The 22,648-nt window shown below is 32.9% G+C and carries 21 protein-coding genes and 1 pseudogene; 8 read left to right on the forward strand and 14 right to left on the reverse strand.

Annotated features, from left to right (window positions below):
- Positions 1 to 21 precede the first annotated feature (21 nt).
- From Q0K76_RS01915 to Q0K76_RS01945, 7 genes and pseudogenes are all read right to left on the reverse strand, one after another.
- A complete protein-coding gene (locus Q0K76_RS01915) occupies positions 22 to 864 on the reverse strand; it encodes an aldo/keto reductase (RefSeq protein ID WP_294610414.1) in 843 nt (280 codons plus the stop codon).
- A gap of 76 nt (positions 865 to 940) precedes the next feature.
- Entirely contained in the window at positions 941 to 1,621 is a 681-nt protein-coding gene (locus Q0K76_RS01920) for an HD domain-containing protein (RefSeq protein WP_294610417.1), read from the reverse strand.
- Positions 1,622 to 1,920: 299 nt separating this feature from the next.
- Complete coding sequence (locus Q0K76_RS01925) at positions 1,921 to 2,817, reverse strand: DMT family transporter (RefSeq protein ID WP_294610420.1); 897 nt, start codon at positions 2,815 to 2,817, stop codon at positions 1,921 to 1,923.
- Between the two features lie 1,008 nt (positions 2,818 to 3,825).
- Positions 3,826 to 3,978: pseudogene (locus tag Q0K76_RS01930) on the reverse strand (IS3 family transposase); the annotation flags it as partial.
- An 18-nt stretch (positions 3,979 to 3,996) separates the two neighbouring features.
- Positions 3,997 to 4,548: a 50S ribosomal protein L7/L12-serine acetyltransferase gene (gene rimL / locus Q0K76_RS01935; protein ID WP_294610423.1), complete on the reverse strand. Its 552-nt coding sequence runs from the start codon at positions 4,546 to 4,548 to the stop codon at positions 3,997 to 3,999.
- 232 nt (positions 4,549 to 4,780) lie between these two features.
- Positions 4,781 to 5,482: a response regulator gene (locus Q0K76_RS01940; protein ID WP_294610424.1), complete on the reverse strand. Its 702-nt coding sequence runs from the start codon at positions 5,480 to 5,482 to the stop codon at positions 4,781 to 4,783.
- A gap of 17 nt (positions 5,483 to 5,499) precedes the next feature.
- A complete protein-coding gene (locus Q0K76_RS01945) occupies positions 5,500 to 7,089 on the reverse strand; it encodes a sensor histidine kinase (RefSeq protein WP_294610427.1) in 1,590 nt (529 codons plus the stop codon).
- Between the two features lie 234 nt (positions 7,090 to 7,323).
- On the opposite strand from Q0K76_RS01945, the gene Q0K76_RS01950 reads away from it, so the two are divergent.
- The 7 genes from Q0K76_RS01950 (at position 7,324) to citX (ending at position 14,006) form a co-directional block, all read left to right on the forward strand.
- Positions 7,324 to 8,661, forward strand: coding sequence for a 2-hydroxycarboxylate transporter family protein (locus Q0K76_RS01950; protein WP_363322379.1), 1,338 nt, complete (start codon positions 7,324 to 7,326; stop codon positions 8,659 to 8,661).
- A 104-nt stretch (positions 8,662 to 8,765) separates the two neighbouring features.
- Positions 8,766 to 9,611 carry a fumarylacetoacetate hydrolase family protein gene (locus Q0K76_RS01955; RefSeq protein WP_294610433.1) on the forward strand — a complete coding sequence of 282 codons (846 nt, stop codon included), beginning with the start codon at positions 8,766 to 8,768 and terminating at the stop codon, positions 9,609 to 9,611.
- A 4-nt stretch (positions 9,612 to 9,615) separates the two neighbouring features.
- Positions 9,616 to 10,650 carry a [citrate (pro-3S)-lyase] ligase gene (gene citC / locus Q0K76_RS01960; protein WP_294610437.1) on the forward strand — a complete coding sequence of 345 codons (1,035 nt, stop codon included), beginning with the start codon at positions 9,616 to 9,618 and terminating at the stop codon, positions 10,648 to 10,650.
- Positions 10,651 to 10,672: 22 nt separating this feature from the next.
- The gene (citD, locus tag Q0K76_RS01965) at positions 10,673 to 10,963 is read left to right on the forward strand and encodes a citrate lyase acyl carrier protein (protein WP_294610440.1); all 291 of its coding nucleotides are present in this window, start codon (positions 10,673 to 10,675) and stop codon (positions 10,961 to 10,963) included.
- Positions 10,960 to 11,847, forward strand: a complete 888-nt coding sequence (citE, locus tag Q0K76_RS01970; RefSeq protein ID WP_065557567.1) for a citrate (pro-3S)-lyase subunit beta — start codon at positions 10,960 to 10,962, stop codon at positions 11,845 to 11,847. The genes citD and citE overlap by 4 nt, the downstream gene beginning before the upstream one ends.
- 12 nt (positions 11,848 to 11,859) lie before the next feature.
- Positions 11,860 to 13,389, forward strand: a complete 1,530-nt coding sequence (gene citF / locus Q0K76_RS01975; protein WP_294610446.1) for a citrate lyase subunit alpha — start codon at positions 11,860 to 11,862, stop codon at positions 13,387 to 13,389.
- A 68-nt stretch (positions 13,390 to 13,457) separates the two neighbouring features.
- A complete protein-coding gene (gene citX / locus Q0K76_RS01980; protein WP_294610450.1) occupies positions 13,458 to 14,006 on the forward strand; it encodes a citrate lyase holo-[acyl-carrier protein] synthase in 549 nt (182 codons plus the stop codon).
- An 88-nt stretch (positions 14,007 to 14,094) separates the two neighbouring features.
- Here citX and metB read toward each other — a convergent pair whose 3' ends face one another.
- Positions 14,095 to 15,261, reverse strand: coding sequence for a cystathionine gamma-synthase (metB, locus tag Q0K76_RS01985; protein ID WP_294610453.1), 1,167 nt, complete (start codon positions 15,259 to 15,261; stop codon positions 14,095 to 14,097).
- Positions 15,262 to 15,438: 177 nt separating this feature from the next.
- Between metB and metJ the strand changes: the two genes are divergently transcribed.
- The gene (gene metJ, locus Q0K76_RS01990; protein ID WP_294610456.1) at positions 15,439 to 15,771 is read left to right on the forward strand and encodes a met regulon transcriptional regulator MetJ; all 333 of its coding nucleotides are present in this window, start codon (positions 15,439 to 15,441) and stop codon (positions 15,769 to 15,771) included.
- A 92-nt stretch (positions 15,772 to 15,863) separates the two neighbouring features.
- On the opposite strand, the gene rpmE is transcribed toward metJ, so the two are convergent.
- The 6 genes from rpmE to Q0K76_RS02020 form a co-directional block, all read right to left on the reverse strand.
- The gene (rpmE, locus tag Q0K76_RS01995; protein ID WP_065557564.1) at positions 15,864 to 16,079 is read right to left on the reverse strand and encodes a 50S ribosomal protein L31; all 216 of its coding nucleotides are present in this window, start codon (positions 16,077 to 16,079) and stop codon (positions 15,864 to 15,866) included.
- 139 nt (positions 16,080 to 16,218) lie between these two features.
- Positions 16,219 to 17,271: an outer membrane-stress sensor serine endopeptidase DegS gene (gene degS, locus Q0K76_RS02000; protein ID WP_294610469.1), complete on the reverse strand. Its 1,053-nt coding sequence runs from the start codon at positions 17,269 to 17,271 to the stop codon at positions 16,219 to 16,221.
- Between the two features lie 115 nt (positions 17,272 to 17,386).
- Positions 17,387 to 18,760, reverse strand: a complete 1,374-nt coding sequence (locus Q0K76_RS02005; protein WP_363322368.1) for a Do family serine endopeptidase — start codon at positions 18,758 to 18,760, stop codon at positions 17,387 to 17,389.
- Positions 18,761 to 18,840: 80 nt separating this feature from the next.
- On the reverse strand, positions 18,841 to 19,245 hold the full coding sequence (locus tag Q0K76_RS02010) for a DUF1043 family protein (protein ID WP_294610475.1): 405 nt from the start codon (positions 19,243 to 19,245) through the stop codon (positions 18,841 to 18,843).
- A 57-nt stretch (positions 19,246 to 19,302) separates the two neighbouring features.
- A complete protein-coding gene (locus tag Q0K76_RS02015) occupies positions 19,303 to 19,764 on the reverse strand; it encodes a DciA family protein (RefSeq protein WP_294610478.1) in 462 nt (153 codons plus the stop codon).
- Between the two features lie 437 nt (positions 19,765 to 20,201).
- The gene (locus tag Q0K76_RS02020) at positions 20,202 to 22,577 is read right to left on the reverse strand and encodes a glycoside hydrolase family 31 protein (protein ID WP_294610481.1); all 2,376 of its coding nucleotides are present in this window, start codon (positions 22,575 to 22,577) and stop codon (positions 20,202 to 20,204) included.
- Positions 22,578 to 22,648: the final 71 nt, after the last annotated feature.

Here is a 22,648-nt window from a genome sequence, read left to right on the forward strand (position 1 = left end):
TAAAGAGCGATACAGGCAAATTTAAAAACCGTTCTTTTTATAAACCTCATCTGGGTTTTTTCCAGTACGCAGGTTTTTATTTAATCCATTAATTTGCTTCATCTCTTCAATTGTAAGTTCAAAGTCGAAGATGTTAGCATTTTCCGCAATGCGATCGGGATGACTTGATTTAGGAATAACAATATAACCATTTTGAAGATGCCAGCGTAGTGTTACTTGTGAGGCAGATTTATTGTAATTATCGCCTATCTCAACTAACAAAGGATCATTAATAACTTTATTACGCGCTAGTGGTGACCATGCCTCAATTGCAATCTTTTGCACACGTAAATAGTTTACTAATTCAACTTGTGTTAAATAAGGGTGAATTTCAATTTGATTAATCATCGGTTTGATATTGGCTTTAGTCGCTAGTAATTCCAAATGTGAAATATGAAAATTACATACACCAATAGCACGTACTCGTTTATCTTCATAAAGCGTTTCTAACGCTTTCCAAGTATTAAAAAAAGTATCACTTAAAGGCCAATGTACTAAAAATAAGTCCAGGTAATCAAGTTGTAAATCTTTTAATGATTGCTCAAAACTCGCTAATGTTTTTGCATAACCTTGATTACTATTATCAACTTTACTAGTAATGAACAATTGTTTACGATCCACACCACATTGCTTAAGTGCTTGTCCTAGTTGCTTTTCATTTTGATAAAGTTGAGCCGTATCAAAAGCACGATAACCAACTTTTATCGCTGCATTGATTGCTCTAGTTAACTCTTCTGTTTGGGTTAATTTATAAGTACCAAAACCGAACTGTTCCATAGATACATGATTAGTTAAAACAACTTTATTATTTATAGAAAAATTCATGATTAGCACCTTATATTTTATGTAAATAGAATTTGTTATCTATAAATATTATCAATAAATTGAATCAGGGTTAAGATTAATTTTCACCCAGCCATTCTTTTTCAAACTTTTTTACAAACTGCACTAAAAACTCATGCCTTTGTTGAGCTATTTTTTTACCTGTTGTTGTATTCATCATATCTTTAAGTAAAAACAGTTTTTCATAAAAATGATTAATTACGGTATTAGGTTGTTTATAGCTAGTTTCAGTAAGTTCAGTTCGGGGAGGGGTATTGGGATCATGCATGATATTATGTTTATGACCACCATAATAAAATGTACGACCTATGCCAATTGCGCCAAGCGCATCTAGGCGATCAGCATCTTGCACTATTTGCCCTTCTAAAGACAATTTTCGCTTATGGTTAAGATTTTTGCGGTAGGACATATTTTCAATAATATCAAAAATATGTTGAGTTTCATCGTCGCTTATATTTTGTAGTTGCAAAAAATCATGTAATTGAGCTATTGCCACCTCTACATCAAAAACAACTTTTTCATCAATGACATCGTGTAAATAAGCACTTAAAATAACAACAAAATAATTAGCATTTGGTTCATCTTCCAAAATTAACTGTGCTAATCTAACTACACGTTCGATATGGGCCATATCATGTCCGGAAAAGTCATTCGCTAATTTTTGTTTAACAAATGATTGGATATTTGATACGACCTTTTGTTGGTGTGTCGTCATTTTAGTATTTATTCTATTATTCATTTTATTTGCAGGTTCCAACTATAGATAAAATTTATGAAATATTGAGGCAACATCTATGCTAAGTGGTTACTAAATATATCTCAAGTAGCGTACCGGTATTTTCTTTCGATTTTTTTATTAAAAATGCAAGGTTAAGCATTTAAATTATCAGTAAGCCATGATTTTGATAAAACTACTCACGCCTAGGGTAAATTATTTTGGATATGATTGATAACGCCAGCAATAAACAATTAATCAATTCACCAATAAAAAATAAATAAAAAACGGTAAATACTCGGTTAAACCATCATCAAAAATGACTATTTTTTGCGGACACGGACTTTTCCTTCTGATAATAAAACTCCACATAAGGTAAATAACGTGCCAATGGCAGCAATCCAAGTGAAAGGTTCATGTAAAATAATCACTGCGGTAATAATGGTAAGAATAGGAACTAAATAGATATAAATACTGATTTTAACGGCACCCACTAGTTTTACCGCATAATTCCAAGACGCAAAACAGATGGCCGAAGCGCCAACCCCTAAAAATAGAATATTAAGTACATTGACTGGTTTGGTAAAACGCACTAAATCTAATTCAAAATTAAAAATATACAATGCTGGCAGCATTAACATTAAGCCATAAAAAAAGAAGCGCCGGGTTAATAAAATGATGTTGTAACCATAATTACTACTTTTTTTAGTCAGAATTGAGTAACAGGCCCAAAACACACAAGCGAAAACGGCAAGTAAATCGCCAAGTGGATTGACGGACAAAACAAATTTACCATTGAAGGTAATTAATGCGATACCAATAATAGCAAATATGCAACCAAAATAAAAACTTTTGCCTGGCTTTTCAGCTTTTAAAAAGAATATGGCTAAAATCGCAGTAAACACTGGCGCTAGCGTTGTAATAACACCCACGTTTGAGGCGGTGGTATAAGTTAATGCTATATTTTCACATAAAAAATAACAAGTTACGCCACAAAATCCTGCGCACATAAATAACAACTCTTGCCTAATTCCCCGCCAAACAAACAAGCGTGGAGATAAAATCCACAACGTGAGATAACCTAGTGTAAATCGTATAAACAAAATTTCAATTGGTTTAAAATCAGTCAATAATACTTTGGTGGCAATATAGGTTGTACCCCAAATAAACACGGTCATTAATGCAATAAGATGCCCTTGGGTTCGTTTAGATAATAACATGAAGGTTTTCTCTGCTCACATAAAAATTATATTACCAAGCATAAATCATTTTTTAATGCTCAACACACATTAATAATATCTTTTAAAACAAATTATAATAATATTTCTAAACAGACTTGATAATGGATAAAATAACGCTATTTTAAATAGAGAAATACTAACTTTCCATTTAGTTTTGTGCAATTATTTTTGCTACAATCAAGAAATTAAACTATTAAAAAATGAGTTAATACCTTTTAATATTTAAACCAAGACAAATTTAAGGCAAAAAAAATCCACTCAGAAAGTATGAGTGGAGGGCAAAAAAATGAAAAAACGTAATCTGTATATATAGACAAGCTAAATATTAAAAAGTTCAATTTAATTTGAAATATTTTTATATTTTTAATAGAAAAATATTCAACATGTTGATTTTATTAATTAATATATAGTTATTTTTTTATTGCAAATCTCAAGTTTAAATACTAAGTCAGAATTTTAACTGAAAATAAGAGTGACACTAAAAAAGGTCAGTCATTTCTTATGAGGAATAAGATATTGAATATTATTAATAAAAAGCTTGATGAATTACAGCCCGATAAGAACAAAAAAGCGCTTAAATTAAATGTTTAAAAAAATTATATCTATATTAAAAAATAATAATTTCATTAAAAGATTGGATAAATTTTAGTTGATTTATATAAGAGACACTATCAGTAAAACGACATGCCGGTAATGTTAACGGACAGCTAATACAGCTAAAACATCGTTCAAAAACACAGCTCAAGTATAAAACACCGTATTAAACCATTTACTAATTATATTCGCAGTTAGCTTTTGAACCTGCATTAAATTTTATACTAAAACGTATGGCACTCCTGAAACTTTTTGACAAAAATCTTATTTAAATTGCTTTGTTACTGCACATCTTAGAAAGTGTTCACCTGTTAGATAAAACACTGGATACCTCAGAGAGAATAAATATTTATTACTATTCAACTATTAATCACGCCGATCCTTGCCAAAATATTAGACAATGCCCACCGCTATATGCTTGGTATTTTGATAATATTGTTGTTCATATTGCTGTGGCGATATCCAACCATTGATAGAATGACGACGAACCCGATTATAATAAATTTCAATATATTCAAATAGTGCTTTATTCGCTAATTCCCTCGTTTTGTGGTAATAATCATGTCACAAATAAGAAGATATTAAAGCGTAAATGTTCTGATCATGATAAATTCCATTTAAATACTCAGCTTGTTTAAGTGTGCCTTCATAACTAAAGCCACATCTGTTAGCAACTTGATTACTTTTGTTATTATTAACCGAGCATTTAATCACAAAACGCTTAATAATTCGTTTTTCAGCATAATATCTGGTTAATGCGTTAATCGCTTGGGTCATAATACCTTTTCCTTGCAATCGACTATCTAACCAATAACCTATATAGGCCGTTTTATTGGTTTTATCTATCTGATTAAAAGAAAGTATGCCGATGGGATTATCATCAAGTAAAATTACATAAGTCTTGGTTAAGTCTTTTCGATGTCCAACTAAACAATTATCTAAAAAATTAGCTGTATCTGCTTCATTAGTCACATATTTTGGCCAAGCCATAAATTGACTAAAATAGTCTTGATTAAATTTTATAACATTATATAAGGTGCTATTATATTCTTTAGCCGGCGGTTTAAGCCTGATATGTTCATTTACGAAAATGCTTTCCGGGTTGATACTCTTCATATCTTCCTTTATCTTTTTGATATTCTGAGTTTATTAAAAATTAGTATAGGAAAACCATAAATAATATCAACTGTTAAAATTATATAATTTCAATTTAGTGCCATATGTCCAGGTTGAAGATATGATAACAGATGTTTATCTTTTTTTAAGACAAGATTAGTTTCTATACAAATTATAACTTTTTTATCATATTACATAAATAATTTAAGTTAGGTATACCAGCCTAACTTAATTATTTACCAAGTCGTTTATATAGTCTTTCCGGACGACCAATTTTTCCATGATTAAGTTCTACTGTTAATAATTTAGTTTGTACACAATATTCTAAATATCGCCTAGCTGTCGTTTTACTAATTTGCGCTTTTTCAACAATTTCATCAACTGTTTGAGCTTTATTTGTTTGCATAAACAAATCTTTAATTTTTTGTAAGGTGATTTCTTCAATTCCTTTTGAATGGCGATTAATATCAACAAAATCTTTTGTTTGCAAATTGAAAAGCTCATCAATTCGCCTTTGGTTAACATGTTTTTGTAAACTTTGACGATATAAAAAAAGTTCAAATCGTTCAAGTGAATGTTTTAACCGTTGATAAGATACTGGTTTAATCAAGTAGTCAAAGGCACCAAAGCGAATAGCTTTACTACAAGTGTCCATGTCACTAGCAGCAGTAATAAAAATTACATAACAATCAAGTTGATTATTAATAATATCCTCAAAAAGTTCTATCCCTTTACCATCAGGCAAATAGTTATCGAGTAAAACTAAAGTTGGTTTAAGTTTTTCCACCATTATTTTTGCTTCTGTTAGATTAGAGGCAATTCCAATGACTTCAATTTTTGTATCTCTCTGAATAAAATCCGCATTTAATTCTGCTAAAATGGGTTCGTCTTCAACAATAAGTGCTTTAATGGTATCTTCTTTTACATCGTTCATACTTTTACCTCTTGTTATTATTTTGGTATAAAAATAGAAAAAATCGTGCCGTAAGGTTCATTATCTTCAAATGTAATATAACCATTTGCTTTTTTCACATAGGTCGAGACTAAATGTAAACCTATGCCATGTTCTTTTGCATTTTGAGATGTAACACCAGGTTCGAATATTGAATCGCGAATGCTGTCATCCACCCCACATCCCTGATCACTAACTTCTAATACAATTTCATCAGTTGCATCATTAAGATATAAAAATATGGTTTTATCACCAAGACTATTTTTTAAACAGGCATTGAATGCATTATCCAGCAAATTACCTAAAATTGACATGAATTCAGTTTCAGTAATTGCTGCAGGTAAACTATTTAATTGACATGCAGGGTCAAATATCAGTTGTAAACCGATTTCATGTGCTTTCGAATACTTACCAATTAATAAACCACAAATAGCAGGGACTTTAAAATGTTCAGTAATAAAATCTAAATTTTTCTGATTATCTGCAGAATGCAGTGCTATAAATGCTTGTGCATCATCATAACGTTTCATATAAATTAATCCCGACAATGTAGCCATCCAATTAAGATGTTCGTGCCTTAATGCCCGTAAGTTATCTACATATTGGGTAATTTGTGTTAATTGCATACTTAATAAATTAATATCATTAAAATTACGAAAGGTAATAACCCACCCTTGAATTTGATCATCAATCATCACTCTAATTCGGTTGGCAATAACAATGATATTGTTGAAATAACATATATGATCGTGTATATCTTTGGTTTGATTTTCTCGACCATATAAAAAATCAGTTGATTTAATAAAATCACATAATTTATGATTAAGTAGTTTATCATCACTGATTTTGATATCTAACATCTGCCTAGCTGATTGATTAATATTGATAATTTTATAATTAAGATCAATTGCAATAATTCCCTCGAAAATAGATTCCATAATCGATTTTTGGCTTTTTACCAATAAGGCAATTTCTTTCGGTTCCAAATTGAACATTTGTTTCTTAATTTCTTTGGCAAACCAGAATGAAAAAATAAATAACGCAAAAAATAATAACGAACAAAAAGAAATGAATGGAATAAATTGTTTTTTATGTAATGCATATATGTCATCAATCATATAGCCGACTGATACAATACCAATAACTTTTCCTTGCTCTAGTATAGGAGCCTTACCACGTAATGCTAAACCAAGCGAACCTTTACTAATTGTTATGCTACTATTACCACTAAGTACTTCTTGATTATCGCCACCAATCATTGGCATATATAAAGGGCTTTTAGCTGTATGAAATAAACGATAAGCGCGATCATCACCAATAACAATATAACTAGCATCACTTTGTTCAAAAATATCGGAAACTAATTCAGCGATTTTATTAATATCTTTTTTTTCAACATATTCGATTAAACTTGGAATTACGGCTAACTCTTTAGCTTGAATCTCTGCTTTGTTTCCTAAACTTCGATATAACTCATTTTCTGTAGTATTCCAAATGTAGCTCTGCAAAAGCGCAAGGATTACTAACGAAAAAAGTAACAAAGATAAAAATAATTTAGTAGTAAATGAGACCGGAACTTTTTTTCGCATTCTTACTCTTGTTTTTTGGCTTTATATTTGTGCAAGAGTGTATCACAGCATTAAAAAACATAGAGCCTTTAAAACCATAAAAACCACAGTTAAATTATGATTTATATCACAAAAATTGTATTTGTATTTTGTCACCATATGGGCCATTCAAATCAAACAAACAATTTTGGAGATATATAAAATATGGTTGATCTAAACCCAACAACAAAGGCACAGGAAACCCAAAAAGTGAATATGGCGGATGATACTTATCTAAAAAGTAACCATTGGCCTTATGGATGGTGGAAGCTCATGGATAATTATAAAATAGGGGTGATTCCTTTACCACTATTTATTATAGCCGGTATTATGATTTTCACTGAAGTGTTAGTAACAGGTAAATTACCTAGTGAAATCGTAGTAATGGTGGTAACGTGTGCTTTTTTTGGTTTCCTATGTGGGGAAATCGGCAAAAGGTTACCTATTGTAGGTAAAATGGGCGCGGCGGCGATTTGTGCAACATTTATTCCGTCAGCATTAGTATATTATGGTATTTTACCAACCCCAATCGTACAGGCGACAACAAAATTCTATAAAGATACCCATATTCTTTATTTATATATTTGCTGTATTATCGTTGGTAGTATCATGAACATGGATAAGAAAACGCTTATTCAAGGGTTTTTAAAAATATTTGCGCCAATGGTATGTGGTGAAATTGTTGGTATGTTAGTTGGTGTTGGCATAGGTTATATTTTAGGTTTATCGCCATTTGAGACTTTCTTTTTCCTAGTATTACCAATTATGGCTGGTGGTGTTGGTGAAGGCGCAATTCCGTTATCAATTGGTTATGCTTCTATTTTAGGTATGGAGCAAGGTGATGCTCTTGGTCGTGTTTTACCGATTGTAATGTTAGGTGGCTTAACGGGTATTATTTGTGGTGGGGTACTTAACCGTTTAGGTAAAGCCTATCCTCATTTGACAGGGAATGGTAGATTGTTACCCGCTTCTGAAGAAAATGAAATCACTAATAACAAAACTACTAAAGCTGATTCAGTTATTGATGTAACTACTTTTGCTTCAGGTGTATTGTTAGCAGCTATCCTTTATATGATTGGTATGATTGGACACAAATTAACGGGTATTCCCGCACCTGTTGGAATGTTATTTGCTGCCGTAATTGTTAAATTGGCTTCTGCGGTTTCACCAAAAGTATTAAGTGGTTCACAAGTTGTGTACAAATTCTTCCAAACTTCAGTAACTTACCCAATTCTATTTGCGGTAGGTGTAGCAATTACCCCTTGGGAGAAAATTGTTGCCGCATTTACTATTGTAAATCTAATAGTAATTATTTGTACTGTAGTTAGCTTGGTTACAACTGGTTTTTTTGTAGCTAAAAAACTTGGTATGTATCCAATTGATGCAGCCGTAATTTCATGTTGTCAAAGTGGTCAAGGTGGAACTGGTGATGTAGCAATTTTAACTGCTGCCGAACGTATGGAACTTATGCCATTTGCGCAAATTGCAACACGTATTGGTGGTGCAATTAATGTATCAGTTTCGTTACTGATTCTTGGTAATTTCTTAGTTTAATTCGTTATGTTTTATAAGACAATCTTAGTTAATAACTAAGATTGTTGATTTTATTTATACAATCGCAATTCATACAATAAGCTTTTAACTTTTAAGGAGTTTTTATGAAGCTGGTCAGTTATCTTATCTCAGGAAAGGCTAGTTTTGGTCTATTAACTAACAATGGCATTGTTGATTTAGGCCAAAAATTAAGCAATAAATATGTAGATTTAAAATCGTTTCTTGCAGATAAAGATGGGTTATCTATTGCCAAGACCTATTTAAATGAGCCTAGTGATATTAATGAACAACAAATTACTTATTTACCGGTTATACCTAACCCAAATAAAATTTTATGTGTCGGAATGAATTATGCAGAAAAACGTGCAGAATTTAATGAAACGAGCTCAGCTCCAACATTATTTGTTCGTTTTCCGGATTCTCAAACAGGCCATAAAACTAATATTATTAAACCAGCAATTACTAATGAATTAGATTACGAGGGTGAATTAGCGATTATTATTGGTAAAGCTGGCTTTCGTATTGACGAAAAAGATGCTTTATCATATGTTGCAGGCTATAGTTGTTATATGGATGGTTCGATTCGTGACTGGCAATATACTTGGTTTACTGCTGGTAAAAATTGGCCTAGTACCGGTGCATTTGGTCCTTGTTTAACTACTAGTGATGAAATCCCAGATCCAACTACTTTAACCTTAACCACTTATTTAAATGGTAGGGAAATGCAACACGATTCAGTGAAAAATCTTGTTCATTCTGTACCAGAATTAATCGCCTACATTAGTACATTCACCCATTTATCTCCAGGTGATGTAATTCTTACTGGTTCACCAGGTGGAGTTGGTAAAAAACGTAATCCGCCAGTATTTATGCAAGATGGCGATATTATAGAAGTTGAAATTACTAATATTGGACGTCTAACTAACTTTGTTGTTGCTGAAAAAAGGTAGTTTTATGTACGATGCAGTTGATTATTTAGTTGTTGATATTTCTAAATCTGAAGTAGCACAAAAAGAAATTAAATATTTATTATCAATATCAAATCTTGATTTAGATTCACAAGCGACTATCTTTGTAGTGGCTAAGATGAATAATAATATCATTGCCTGTGCAGGTATTGATCATAATATTATTAAATGTGTTGCAATTCATCCAGACTATAGAGGCAATCAACTTAATCTTACTTTAATCGATAAAGTCATAAAATATGCTAATGAAAATGGCTATTTTCACCTGTTTTTGTACACCAAACCTGAAAATAAAGATTTTTTTAAAGGATGTGGCTTTTTCCCAATTGTTGAAATAACTGATTTAGTTGTTTTGATGGAAAATAATCCGGTTGGGATAAAGCAATATTGCAAACATTTGAGCACACAACGAAAAGAAGGAGCAAAAATTGGCAGTATTGTGATGAATGCTAATCCCTTTACTAAAGGTCATCAATATTTAATTCAATACGCAGCAAGTCAATGTGATTGGTTACATGTCTTTGTGGTTAATGAAAATGTGTCATTATTTCCATTTGATGTGCGTTTACAATTAGTCAAAGAGGGTTGTAAGGGAATAAACAATGTCACTGTACACCCCGGTTCATCATATATAATCTCCAAAGCAACTTTTCCATCTTATTTCTTAAAAGATAAGACCAAAATTGATTATGCTTATATGGGCATTGATTTGCTAATTTTCCGAGATTATATAGCGCCTGCTCTAAATATTACTCATCGCTTTGTTGGTAGTGAGCCTTATAGTGAAGTAACGCGGGCTTATAATGAAGCTATGTATTATTGGTTACAAGACATAACTTTAGATCAATATCCAACTATTACCGTAGTAGAAATCCAACGAATAGCCGAGGGTAAATCAGTAATATCAGCATCATTAGTTAGGAAGTTACTTGTAGCAAAACAATATGAACCGATTAAAAAATTAGTTCCACCTTCTACTTGGGCATATTTATCTACTCATATGGTTGAATCAACCAATTAATTCGTTTTAAAAAGGTAACAAAATGAAAATACAAAAAGAAGCCATGGCAGGAACTCTCGAATCAAGTGATTTGTTAGTGAAAGTCATACCCAATACGGGAATAGAAATTGTTATTAATAGTGATGTTAATAAGCAATTTGGTGATCAAATACGCGCAGTTGTAAATCAAACATTAAACGATCTTAATGTAACAGATGGTTTAATTATTATTGATGACAAAGGTGCACTTGATTGTGCTATTAAAGCAAGAGTACAGTGTGCAGTTTTACGTGGCGCAAACGAAGAAAACTTAGATTGGAGTAAATTACTATGAAAAAATTACGTCGAAGTATGCTGTTTCTTCCTGGTGCCAACGCTGCGATGTTATCAACATCTTTCGTGTACAAACCTGATTCAATCATGTTTGACCTTGAAGATGCGGTTTCAATTAAAGAGAAAGATTCTGCTAGATTATTAGTCGCTCAAACGTTGCTTTTGCCTGTTTATAAAGAGCATGGTATCGAAACTGTCGTTAGAATCAATGCGCTAAATACTCCTTTTGGTTTAAAAGATCTTGAAGCAGTTGTAAGAGCTGGCGTGGATGTTGTTCGTTTGCCTATGACTAATTCTGCTGATGATATTCATGAATTAGAAGCACATGTTGAAAGAATCGAAAAAGAATGTGGCCGTGAAGTGGGTAGCACAAAATTAATGGCTGCGATTGAATCAGCGGTAGCTGTAGTTAATGCCGTTTCAATTGCTAAGTCATCTCCTCGTTTAATAGGCATTGCGTTAGCTGCATTTGACTACCTTGTAGATATGCAAACTGAACGTGGTGACGGTACTGAATTATTTTATGCGCGCTGCGCCGTTTTACATGCAGCTCGTGTAGCTAAAATTGATGCCTTTGATGTGGTTTACTCTAATGTTAATGATGATGAAGGCTTCTTAAAAGAAGTAAGTTTGATCAAAAAATTAGGTTATAACGGTAAATCACTGATTAATCCTAGACAAATAGAACTATTGCATAATGCTTATGCACCAACAGCTGCAGAAGTTGAACATGCGAAAAAAGTGGTTGAAGCCGCAGAAGAAGGGGAAAGAAATGGGCTTGGCGTTGTTTCTTTAAATGGCAAAATGATTGATGCTCCGATTATTGCTAGAGCTCAAAAAGTTATTGAGCTAGCCAAATATTCTGGCGTCCGTAAAGAAATTTGATAGGATTGAAAAATGACTACTTCTATAAACAAAAAAATTGATGACTTGCTTAAACAGCATCCAGAGCTCAAAAATATTGCACCATTTGTTGATGCCAATGCTACTACACCTTATTTAAAAGATGAATCAAAATATACCCGTAAATTATGTGCATCAATCGAACAAGCAATCGAAAAATGTGAATTACGTGATGGTATGACTATCTCTTTCCACCATGCGTTTCGGGAAGGCGATAAAGTCATTAATAAAGTGGTGGAAATCATTAGCAAATTAGGAATTAAAAATCTAACGCTGGCTTCTAGCTCATTATTAAGTTGTAACTCAGCCTTAATTCCCCATATTGAAGCTGGAGTGATCACTAAAATTTACACTTCAGGTTTAAGAGGAAAATTAGCTGATGCAATTTCACATGGTTTAATGGATAATCCTGTACACATTCATTCTCATGGTGGACGCGTAAAATTAATCCAAAGTGGTGAAATTAATATCGATATCGCCTTTTTAGCTGTTTCAACTGCTGATGAACAAGGTAATGCTAATGGTGTGTCAGGTAAATCACGATGTGGTGCATTAGGTTATGCGATGGTTGATGCTCAGTTTGCCAAAAAAGTCGTGTTACTTACTGAAGATATTGTTGATTACCCTAACTATCCAGCAAGTATCCGTCAGGATCAAGTTGACTACATTGTTAAGGTAGATGAAGTTGGCGATCCAACTAAAATAAGTGTAGGTGCTGCCCGTATTACCAGCAATCCACGTGAACTTATGATTGCTCGTTATGCTGCTGATGTAATTGAACATTCTGGTTATTTTAAAGATGGATTCTCCATCCAAACTGGCTCTGGCGCATCTTCAACTGCGGCTACGCGTTTCCTTGAAAATCGTATGCGAGCTAAAAACATCACTGCTGCATTTGCATTAGGTGGTATTACGGCAAGTATTGTTGATTTACATGAAAAAGGTTTGGTTAAACGTCTACTCGATACCCAAAGTTTTGATGGTACCGCTGGACAATCTTTAGCAAAAAATAAAGATCATATCGAAATTTCTACTAACTTTTATGCAAATCCGGCATCAAAAGGAGCAAGTTGTGATGAACTAGATATTGTTATCCTAAGTGCTTTAGAAGTTGACCTAGACTTTAACGTTAATGTATTAACTGGTTCTGATGGTGTTATGCGTGGTGCTTCTGGTGGTCACTGTGATACTGCGGCAGGTGCAAACTTAACTATTATCGTGGCGCCATTAATTCGAAGCCGTATACCAACCGTAATTAAAAAAGTTACTACTGTTGTAACTCCTGGTGAAAGCGTTGATGTTCTAGTTACTGACCATGGTATTGCTGTTAATCCAGGTCGTCCTGAAATTGCTGAGCGTCTTAAAGCAGCTAATTTACCAGTAATGTCAATAGAGGAACTATACCAACGAGCTGTTGCCTTAACTGGTGAACCGCGTCCAATTGAATTTAATGATAAGATTGTTGGTATTGTACATTTCCGTGATGGATCAATCATTGATGTAGTTCGACAAGTTAAAGATTAACGTCTATAGTGATTGTAATAGCATAACATTTTGTAATGTTATGCTATTATTTGTTTATGCTGAATAATATGTTAATAAATTTTAATGATGGTCAACCCATTGACTTAGCGCAGATGCTATTAGCGAAGGAAAAACGAGTAGAAAATCAGAAATTGATGCTTAATCGTTATAACTATCCTCTTATCTCTTTAAGTATAGTTATTCCTGGGCCAATTAAAAATAGCAGTGGTGCTAATTTCTTATTCAAAGAAGCAATCAAAGCACTACATGATGGTTTTACAGAAAACGCTCTTTTAGTAATTGATGAGCAACATTATCACTCTATAGCCGGAGCAGAAGCTATTATGTCAGTGAAATGCTCTGTCAATAAATTAAAACAGTATTGTATAAATATTGAAGAAAATCATCCATTAGGACGTTTATGGGATATTGATGTTATAGATCCAATCACCCAGCAGAGTCTTTCTCGTTATGAATTTGAACATCACGCCAGGCAATGCTTAGTTTGTCAGGATATGGCTAAAGTATGTAGTCGAGCAAGGCGACATTCATTAGATGACATTTTTTCTGCTATGGAAAAGAAAATTAATGATTATTTAATAAATACGCCTGTCTAATATTTAAAAGCAACAATTCAAACAGAACTGTTGAGATTAAATATTATGTTGTATATCATTATTATCAATCCAATTTAATCAAGATTATTTAAATTGTTGTTAGTGCTTGCTCCAAATCAGCGAGCAAATCGCTAATGTCTTCAAGACCAACGGAAATACGTAATAATTGATCTGAGATACCTGCTATTTTTCTAGCTTCAGCAGTAATCCCCGAATGCGTCATCGTTGCAGGATGGCAAATAAGACTTTCTACTCCACCCATCGATTGGGCTAAGGTAAAAATATTCAGCGCTTTTAAGAATTTTGGCATAGCATCTGGTTTATTTATTAATTCAAAACTTAATAAGGAACCAAAACCTTTTTGCTGTTTTTTAGCAATTTCATGACCTAGGTTTGAAGGTAAAGAAGGATGATATACTTTGGCAATTTTTGGATGATTAACCAAGAATTCAACCACTTTTTGTGCATTTATTTGTTGTAATGTTACACGGGCAGCAAGTGTGCGTAATCCACGTAATAATAAGTAACTATCAAAGGATGAGGTTAATGTGCCAATATTATTTGCCCACCATAAAACATCTGTTGCTAGCTTTTGATCTTTAAAGACTAAAATCCCCGCTAATAAATCCGAATGTCCATTTAAAAATTTAGTACACGAATGGGTAACAATATCTGCACCAAGCTCTAAAGGTTTTTGTAAAATTGGAGTCATAAAGGTATTATCTACCAACACTAAAGCCCCTACTTCATGAGCTTGTTTAGCAATTTCTTGAATATCGACTACACGTAATAATGGATTACTTGGTGTTTCAATTAATACTAGTTTAGGTTTTAAGCATAACGCTTCTTTCAACGCTATTTGATTTGATTGATCAACAAAATTTGCCTTAAAATAACCACGTTGACTTAAGCTATTAAAAAGACGATAGCTACCACCATAGCAATCATGTGGTGCAATAACTAAATCATTAGGAGTCAAAAGTGCTATGCTAATTAAATGAATTGCAGACATACCACAATTAGTTAGAATTGCATCGACACCACCTTCTAATTTAGCTACCGTTTCTTCAACTAAACGTCGGCTTGGATTTGTTTTTCGTGCGTAATCAAACTCTCTTGGCTTTGCAAACTCTTGATAACGGAAGCAAGTAGAAGGAGTAATAACAGGGACAACACTTCCATATTGTTCATCAGTATTTAATCCACCACGTACTGCAATAGTTCCTTGATTTAAATTGTCAGATTGAATAGTCATAGTCACATCCCTAAATAGCACTTATAAGTCGAATAAACCAATATGACAAGAATAGCACATCTGATTAAGACGTCAACATGTCTAGACGTCTAACTATCTTGGTGTATAGTTTGCAGCAAAATAAAAAAAAAGATAAAATTACCCACATTATTTGTGTTGTGATTTTGGTGAAAAAATATGATGAAATGGAATGGTGAATATATAAGTCCTTATGCAGAGCATGGTAAAAAAAGCGAGCAGGTCAAAAAAATTACTGTATCAATTCCGTTAAAAGTATTAAAAATATTGACCGATGAACGAACTCGACGTCAAGTTAATAACTTACGCCATGCCACTAACAGTGAACTATTATGTGAAGCTTTTTTGCATGCATACACAGGCCAACCTTTACCATGTGATGAAGACTTACAAAAAGATCAAAATGATGGTATTCCTAAACAAGCACAAAAAATGATGCGTGATTTAGGCATTGATCCGGAATTAATTGATCCAGAATTATTAGAGAATTAGTTAATTATTATATAAAAATTAAATATCTAAAAGTAAAAAGGCGCACTAAGCGCCTTTTTAACTATAAGAATCTGTAATGGAATTGGCTAATACTATTTTTTACCGCCAACCATTGCAAAACGTTGTTTAAATTTATCTACACGTCCACCAGTTGCAACATCGCGTTGTTTACCTGTGTAAAATGGATGACACTCACCACACACATCAAGGTGAATATCATGACCAATAGTTGAATGAGTTTTAATCACATTTCCACAAGAACAAGTTGCAGTAATTGCTGTATATTCTGGGTGAATACCTTCTTTCATAATAAACCTCTAAAATTTGTTCGTATCGCTATATAGACAGCTATTTAAGCAAAACCTATACACCATACGAGTGTTAAAAACAGAATTTGGGCCGCAATTATACGTCCCAATTGACGTATAATCAAGTATAAAAAAGCGACTAAACGGGTAATTGACCTATTGTAACTTGTAATTCAATTCTCTCCCCATTGCGTAACACTATAATGGGGACGGTTATTCCTGGTTTCAACTCTGCAATTTGATCCATTGTTTCAACAATTGATTTTACCGGTTTATTATCTACCATAATTAAAATATCATTAGCTTTTATTCCTGCCTGTAATGAAGGGCCTTCAGTATTAGTCACTAAAATACCTAAAACCACAGGTTTATCACTAGGATTTTGTGTTGGAGCAAACTCGAAACCATCAATACCAATATAACCACGAATAACTTTACCATCCTGGATTAATTTATTCATAATTTTGACCGCTAATGCTGTTGGAATGGCAAATCCTATACCTTCTGGAACTTCATTACCCATATTTTTTGCAAAAGTTAAAGTATTGATACCAACTAACTCTCCTTTGGTATTAACCAATGCACCACCTGAATTACCGTGATTAATTGAGGCATCTGTTTGAATAAAGTTCTGTCTTCTATATGGGCTTAATCCATCACGTCCTGTTGCACTTATAATTCCCTGTGTAATGGTTTGCCCTATATTGTAAGGATTACCTATTGCTAGAACAACATCACCAATCAGAGGATCGCGCTGAGGATTAATATGAATGGTCGGAATATTATTCGCTTCAATTTTTAATACCGCAATATCTACTAGTTTATCAGTGCCAATTGATAAAGCCTCAAAAAGGCGACCATCTTGTAAAGCAACAATGATTTGTTGCGCACCATCAATAACATGATAATTAGTGATAATATAACCGTGTTCGCTCATAATCACACCAGAACCTAATGGTGTGATTGAGTCATCTTGCGTTTGTTTGGGAACTGTACTGATGGAACGGCTATAAATATTAACTACTGCTGGAGCTGCAATTTTTACTGCATCTGAATAACTTAATGGATCATTATTAAAAATAGATACTGAGAAACTAGATTGATTTCCGTTTCGTAAAGAAGGAAAAATAATTAATAATACAATCGCTAAAACTGTACCAATTAACATGGGCCATAAAAATTTTTTAAGCATTATTATCAAATTATGATGAATGGCGTGTATATGATTCTATCATATCTATAAGAAGGTTAGTATTATTGTTTTTCGTCGATGCTATAGCATCGACGAATTTAAATAAATATAGAAATTAACGCAAAATTAAATAAATACGACTATCGCCTCGTACAATATTTAAAGCAATTGCCGATGGATTACTATCAATAATTTTACGAAGATCAGCAATATTATTCACTCGTTGTTTATTAACACCAGTAATAAGATCACCCTCTTGTAGGCTTAAGCGAGAGGCAGGTGAATTTTTAGCAATACTTTCAATCAAGACACCTTTTTGTCCTTTAATATTACCATTACTCAGCGTAGCACCATCAAGTGCCTCATGTAGAGATTTTGCCTCAGTTGTAGACTCATCACTATTTTTCAGTTTAACGTTTACTGATATTTCTTTTCCATCACGAATTAAACCTAATTGAACAGTTCTACCTGCTCCAGTTGTAGCAACCTTAGCCCTTAATTCGGCAAAACTATCAACGGGTTTGCCATCCATTGAGATAATAATATCACCAGCTTTTATACCGGCATCTTTGGCCGCTGAATCATCAAGAACTTCACTAACAAATGCACCTTTTTGAACATCAAGCTCAAATACATCAGCAATATCGGAGGTTAATTCATTGCCTTTAATACCAAGTACCCCACGTTTAACTTCACCAAATTCAATAATTTGTGAAGTTAAATTTTTGACCATGTTACTTGGAATAGCAAAACCGATACCAACATTTCCTCCATTAGGAGCAATAATTGCTGTATTAATACCTATTAATTCACCATTTAAATTAACTAGTGCGCCACCAGAATTCCCTTGGTTAATTGATGCATCTGTTTGAATAAAATTTTCAAATCCATTCATATTCAGCCCACTTCGAGCCAATGCGGAAATAATACCTGAAGTCACTGTTTGACCAATACCAAAAGGGTTACCAATTGCTATTGCATAATCACCAACACGTAATTTATCTGAGTCAGCTAACTTAATGGCTGTCAATTTTTTAGCATCATCAATCTTAAGTAATGCAATATCACTTTGTGGATCTTTACCAATTAATTTAGCTTTATACTCATGACCATCATTCAGTTCAATAGTAATTTTATCAGCATTATCAATAACATGGTTATTGGTTACTATATATCCTTTTTCTGCATCAATAATTACCCCCGAACCTAGTCCGGTAAACGTTCTTGATTGACTTTCGGGATAACCAAAAAAACGCCTAAATTCCTCAGGTATATTATTTTGCATTTTAGCTGTTCCTTCAACTTTAATACTGACAACCGAAGGTAACACTGTCGCAAGCATCGGCGCTAAACTCGGTTGTTTTGTATTATCATCAGAAGGGATTGTCGGAAAAGCAGCATAAACATTTGGTAACGAAGTCAAACTCATACCTAAACTTAATGTTAAAACGCTTAGTAACTTTTTGTGTTTCTTTAATGTGTGGAACATTTTACAACTCTCACTATTTAATAATTTGATATTTAAATATAGTTAAACCAGATACAAATGGCGAAAAAATTTCATAATACTTAAGATTTATTTTCATCTGTTTTGAATAAACCCGAAGGATTATCCGAATAGTCTTTGGGTTGTTTATCAAAAGTAAGTTTGTTGTTGATATTTGAATCACTATTTGCTTCAAGATTTAAATTTGGTACATCTTCATTAACTATAAACTGACTTGAGTTTTCAGCCATGTGTTGATAAAGGCTGCGAAAATCTTTAGCCATATTATCCAATATTTCGGCACTATGTGAAAAATGTTTAGTGATCATTTCTTTCAGCCTATTTAACTCATTTTTAGTTTGTTCAAGCTCTTTTTTTGCTTTGGTATATTTACGTGCATTAGGACTAATAATGCTCATAAAAATAAGCCCAATGACAAAACCAGTAGCCAATCCAATGATTAAAAAAGTTACTATATCTTTATCCATATTTCACTCCTCGTTTTTTGTTATATAGTTATGTAAAAATTGACAATTAGCCTTACTTTATTTTGCATGGTTAGCAAGTTTTATCAATTGTTTTTTTAATTTATCAGGCGAATTTTCAGCTAAGGTATATAAAAACATTGCACTTTTAGGTGTTATAACGCTTAATAATTTTTTTTGATTTAATGACTGATTATTTAGTTCAGATAACTGAGCTGAAATATTTGGATTAATCTGATATTGAATTGAAGATAAAGATGGTAAAGTTTTTCTTCGTATACCTTGTATTAAATTACTTTGTTCATATCTTAATCTCGACAACCAGCTAGCTGAACTTACCTCTATAATAAGTACACCACAACGATAATTAGCAACTCTGCATTGCTGATTTAATGGAGGAGGTAATATATCCTTAACAACATTAGACAACTTACTCAACGCAATAGTTCTTTCTTGAATTTTTGACAATGAGGAAGCTTGTAATAAAATTGACGTTAATATTCTTGGTTCATTATAACGCATGAATTAGTTTTATCCTTCTGTTGTTTACCAAACAAAGAACAAAAAGTCTTTAAGCTAAATAAGGTTATTAAAGATAAACTAATTTACTCTATTTATTATAAAATGTCTCATTCAAAAAAATATATTTACATTTTGTTAAAATTTCATTTACTCAATCACTTTTAAAAGAAGTGGATTAAAGTTATGTTGCTTAATAAAAATTGTTTAGTTTGAATTTTATTCAAGTTAAACCATTTTCTATATTAGAGAATAAATATTGAATATTATGATTAAAATAATCCTATAAAAAATATAAAGTTATTTTAACCCTAATAGAGATTATGCAGACTAATAAAGGTTATTCTTATTATTCTATTTTACTTATTCAACTTAAAATTTTTTACAATAAAACATCTCATTATCTTGAAAAATAGATAATAAGATGTTTGTTCAGTCCATTATCTCAATGAATCTAATTTTACCGTTTTGGTAATTTGGTTATTAATATAAAGAGTTCTTGTTTCCCCTTTAGGTAACGTAATAACAAGTTCATTCCATGCAGGACTATACTCGCCTTTTGATTGTAGCATTAAATCTATTCGTTGGTTATTTGAACTTAGCTGCCAATCGATCCATAACGCTTTACCTTCTTTATATGCATAACTTTCACCATCATCTTCAAAAAAAGTTCCTTTTGAAGAAGCTACCCCTTTAGCTGGGAATACCCTGAATTCACGATAATCATCTTGCTGGTGATTAACAAAAGCCATACGATTAGAAATTGGTATTATCGCACCAGCTCTAACTAATAAAGGGAATGATTCAAGCGGTGCAGGTAATGTTACTGACTGTTTTCCACTAAACCATTGATGAGAGTGAAAACAATACCAACCCGTTTGATTATCGGGTAAATAAACAGTACGTTCACGTTGTTCAGGTTCAACAATACTTGCAACTAAGAGATCTTTACCAATCATAAAATCATCTGTTTCTGCAAAGGTATTGATATCATGTTCATGATCTAGAAAAGTTGGTCTTAACATAGGTTCATCATTTTGATGAGCATCCCATAATAGATTATAAAAATAAGGTAGTAATTGGTAACGAAGGCAGATCATGTCACGAATAATTGGCGTGACTTCTGGGTACATCCATGGTTCATTAACAGTATGATCATCATTCCATGAATGAATTGTAAAGCGTGGATGCATTATGCCATTTTGCACCCAGCGGACAAATAATTCTGGCTCAGGTTTATCACCTGAAAAACCACCAACATCATGACCAACATTATAAAGACCAGATAAACTCATTCCTAAACCCATTCGAATATTGTAACGGAGAGTTTGCCAATTAGTTCGATTATCACCAGACCAAGTTTGCACATAACGTTGAATACCAGCACATCCAGAACGAGAAATTAAATATGGGCGAATATTGGGTTTAGCGCTTTGTTGTGCTTCCATAGAGGCTCTACACATTAGTAACGGCATAACCGGACGAATATGTTTTATCGCTATCTCCCGACCAAAACCATGACAACGAGCTTCACCGTCCCATACCTCAAACTCATTGTTATCATTCCAAGTGGAATCAATGCCCATATCAAGAAGTTGTTTTGTGACATTTTGTTTCCACCAGTTAAAAGTAGCAGGATTAGTTAAATCTAGATGCGATCCCTCATCGTCCCAAAACACAGAACGTTCTGGATTATCAGTTTCTGAATCTTTTATGAACAAACCATTTTTTACTGCTTCACTATATTTGGGATGATCTTGTAATAAACAGGGTTTAATATTAGCGGCTATTTTTAATCCTGCTTCATGGTATGATTTAGTAAAGGCTTTTGGATCGGGGAACTTATCATAGTTCCAATTAAATACATAGCGTTTACCATTAATTGAAGTATAACCTGAAGAAAGTTGAAAAGAATCACATGGAATCCCATGTACTTTACACAAATCAATAAAATGTTGCATCTGCTCTTGAGCATTTGGAGCATCAGTATAAAACATAGTGGACCCACTGTAACCCATACTCCATTTAGGACCAAAAAAGGTTTTTCCTGTAAGTTTGATAAATGATTTAGTCACATCGATTATTTTAGGTCCTAAAAAGAAATACATATCGATATCACCTGCTTCGGCCTGGTAACGACGATACGGAAGATGATAGTTATCATGTTCAGTGCCAAGATCAATCCAACAACTACAAAGATTGTCGTAAAACATGCCAAAACTAACTGCATTACGGTGAGTAATAGTAAAAGGAATATGTTTGTATAAAGGGTCGGTGTCTTTAGCGTTATATCCCATTGCGTCAAGGTTTCTCATTTCAAAGCGTCTACCTGCTCGATTAAGATCACCTGCTTTTTCACCTAAGCCATAATAATGCTCATTTTTATACCTACGTTGATAGTGAGCAATACCATCACCATGTGGATTAATCAAATAAGCACTTGTTTTTCTATCTTCAACCAGAAGTTCCCAAACACCATGTTCATTTTTATATTCCCAGGTTAACGATAATGGCTGGCTAATGGTCACCCGTAACTGTTGTGTACTGATACTGATTTGATCATCACTTTTGGATAAGTGATAGGTTGGTAATGAAAAGCCTTCGGTACTAAGCCGATCTCTTCCTTCTAATGGTGTATCTTTATTTGGCGTGATACTCCAAGTTCGATCTAAAGACAATGCATTATTGCGTTTAATTAATACACGAAATAGTTTTTCTTCAAGAACATAAACACAAAAATTATATTTTTCATCAACTAACAGTTCAATACAGTTATTTTGTTCTTGTTTAAATATCCATTTTTTTAATGTTTTCATTTTACAACCTCATAAAAAACACTTATCGATCTAATATTAGATTTCTTTATTAAATACGCTATTATGTCACT

This window comes from uncultured Gilliamella sp. (assembly GCA_945271295.1).
Lineage (GTDB): Bacteria > Pseudomonadota > Gammaproteobacteria > Enterobacterales > Orbaceae > Gilliamella.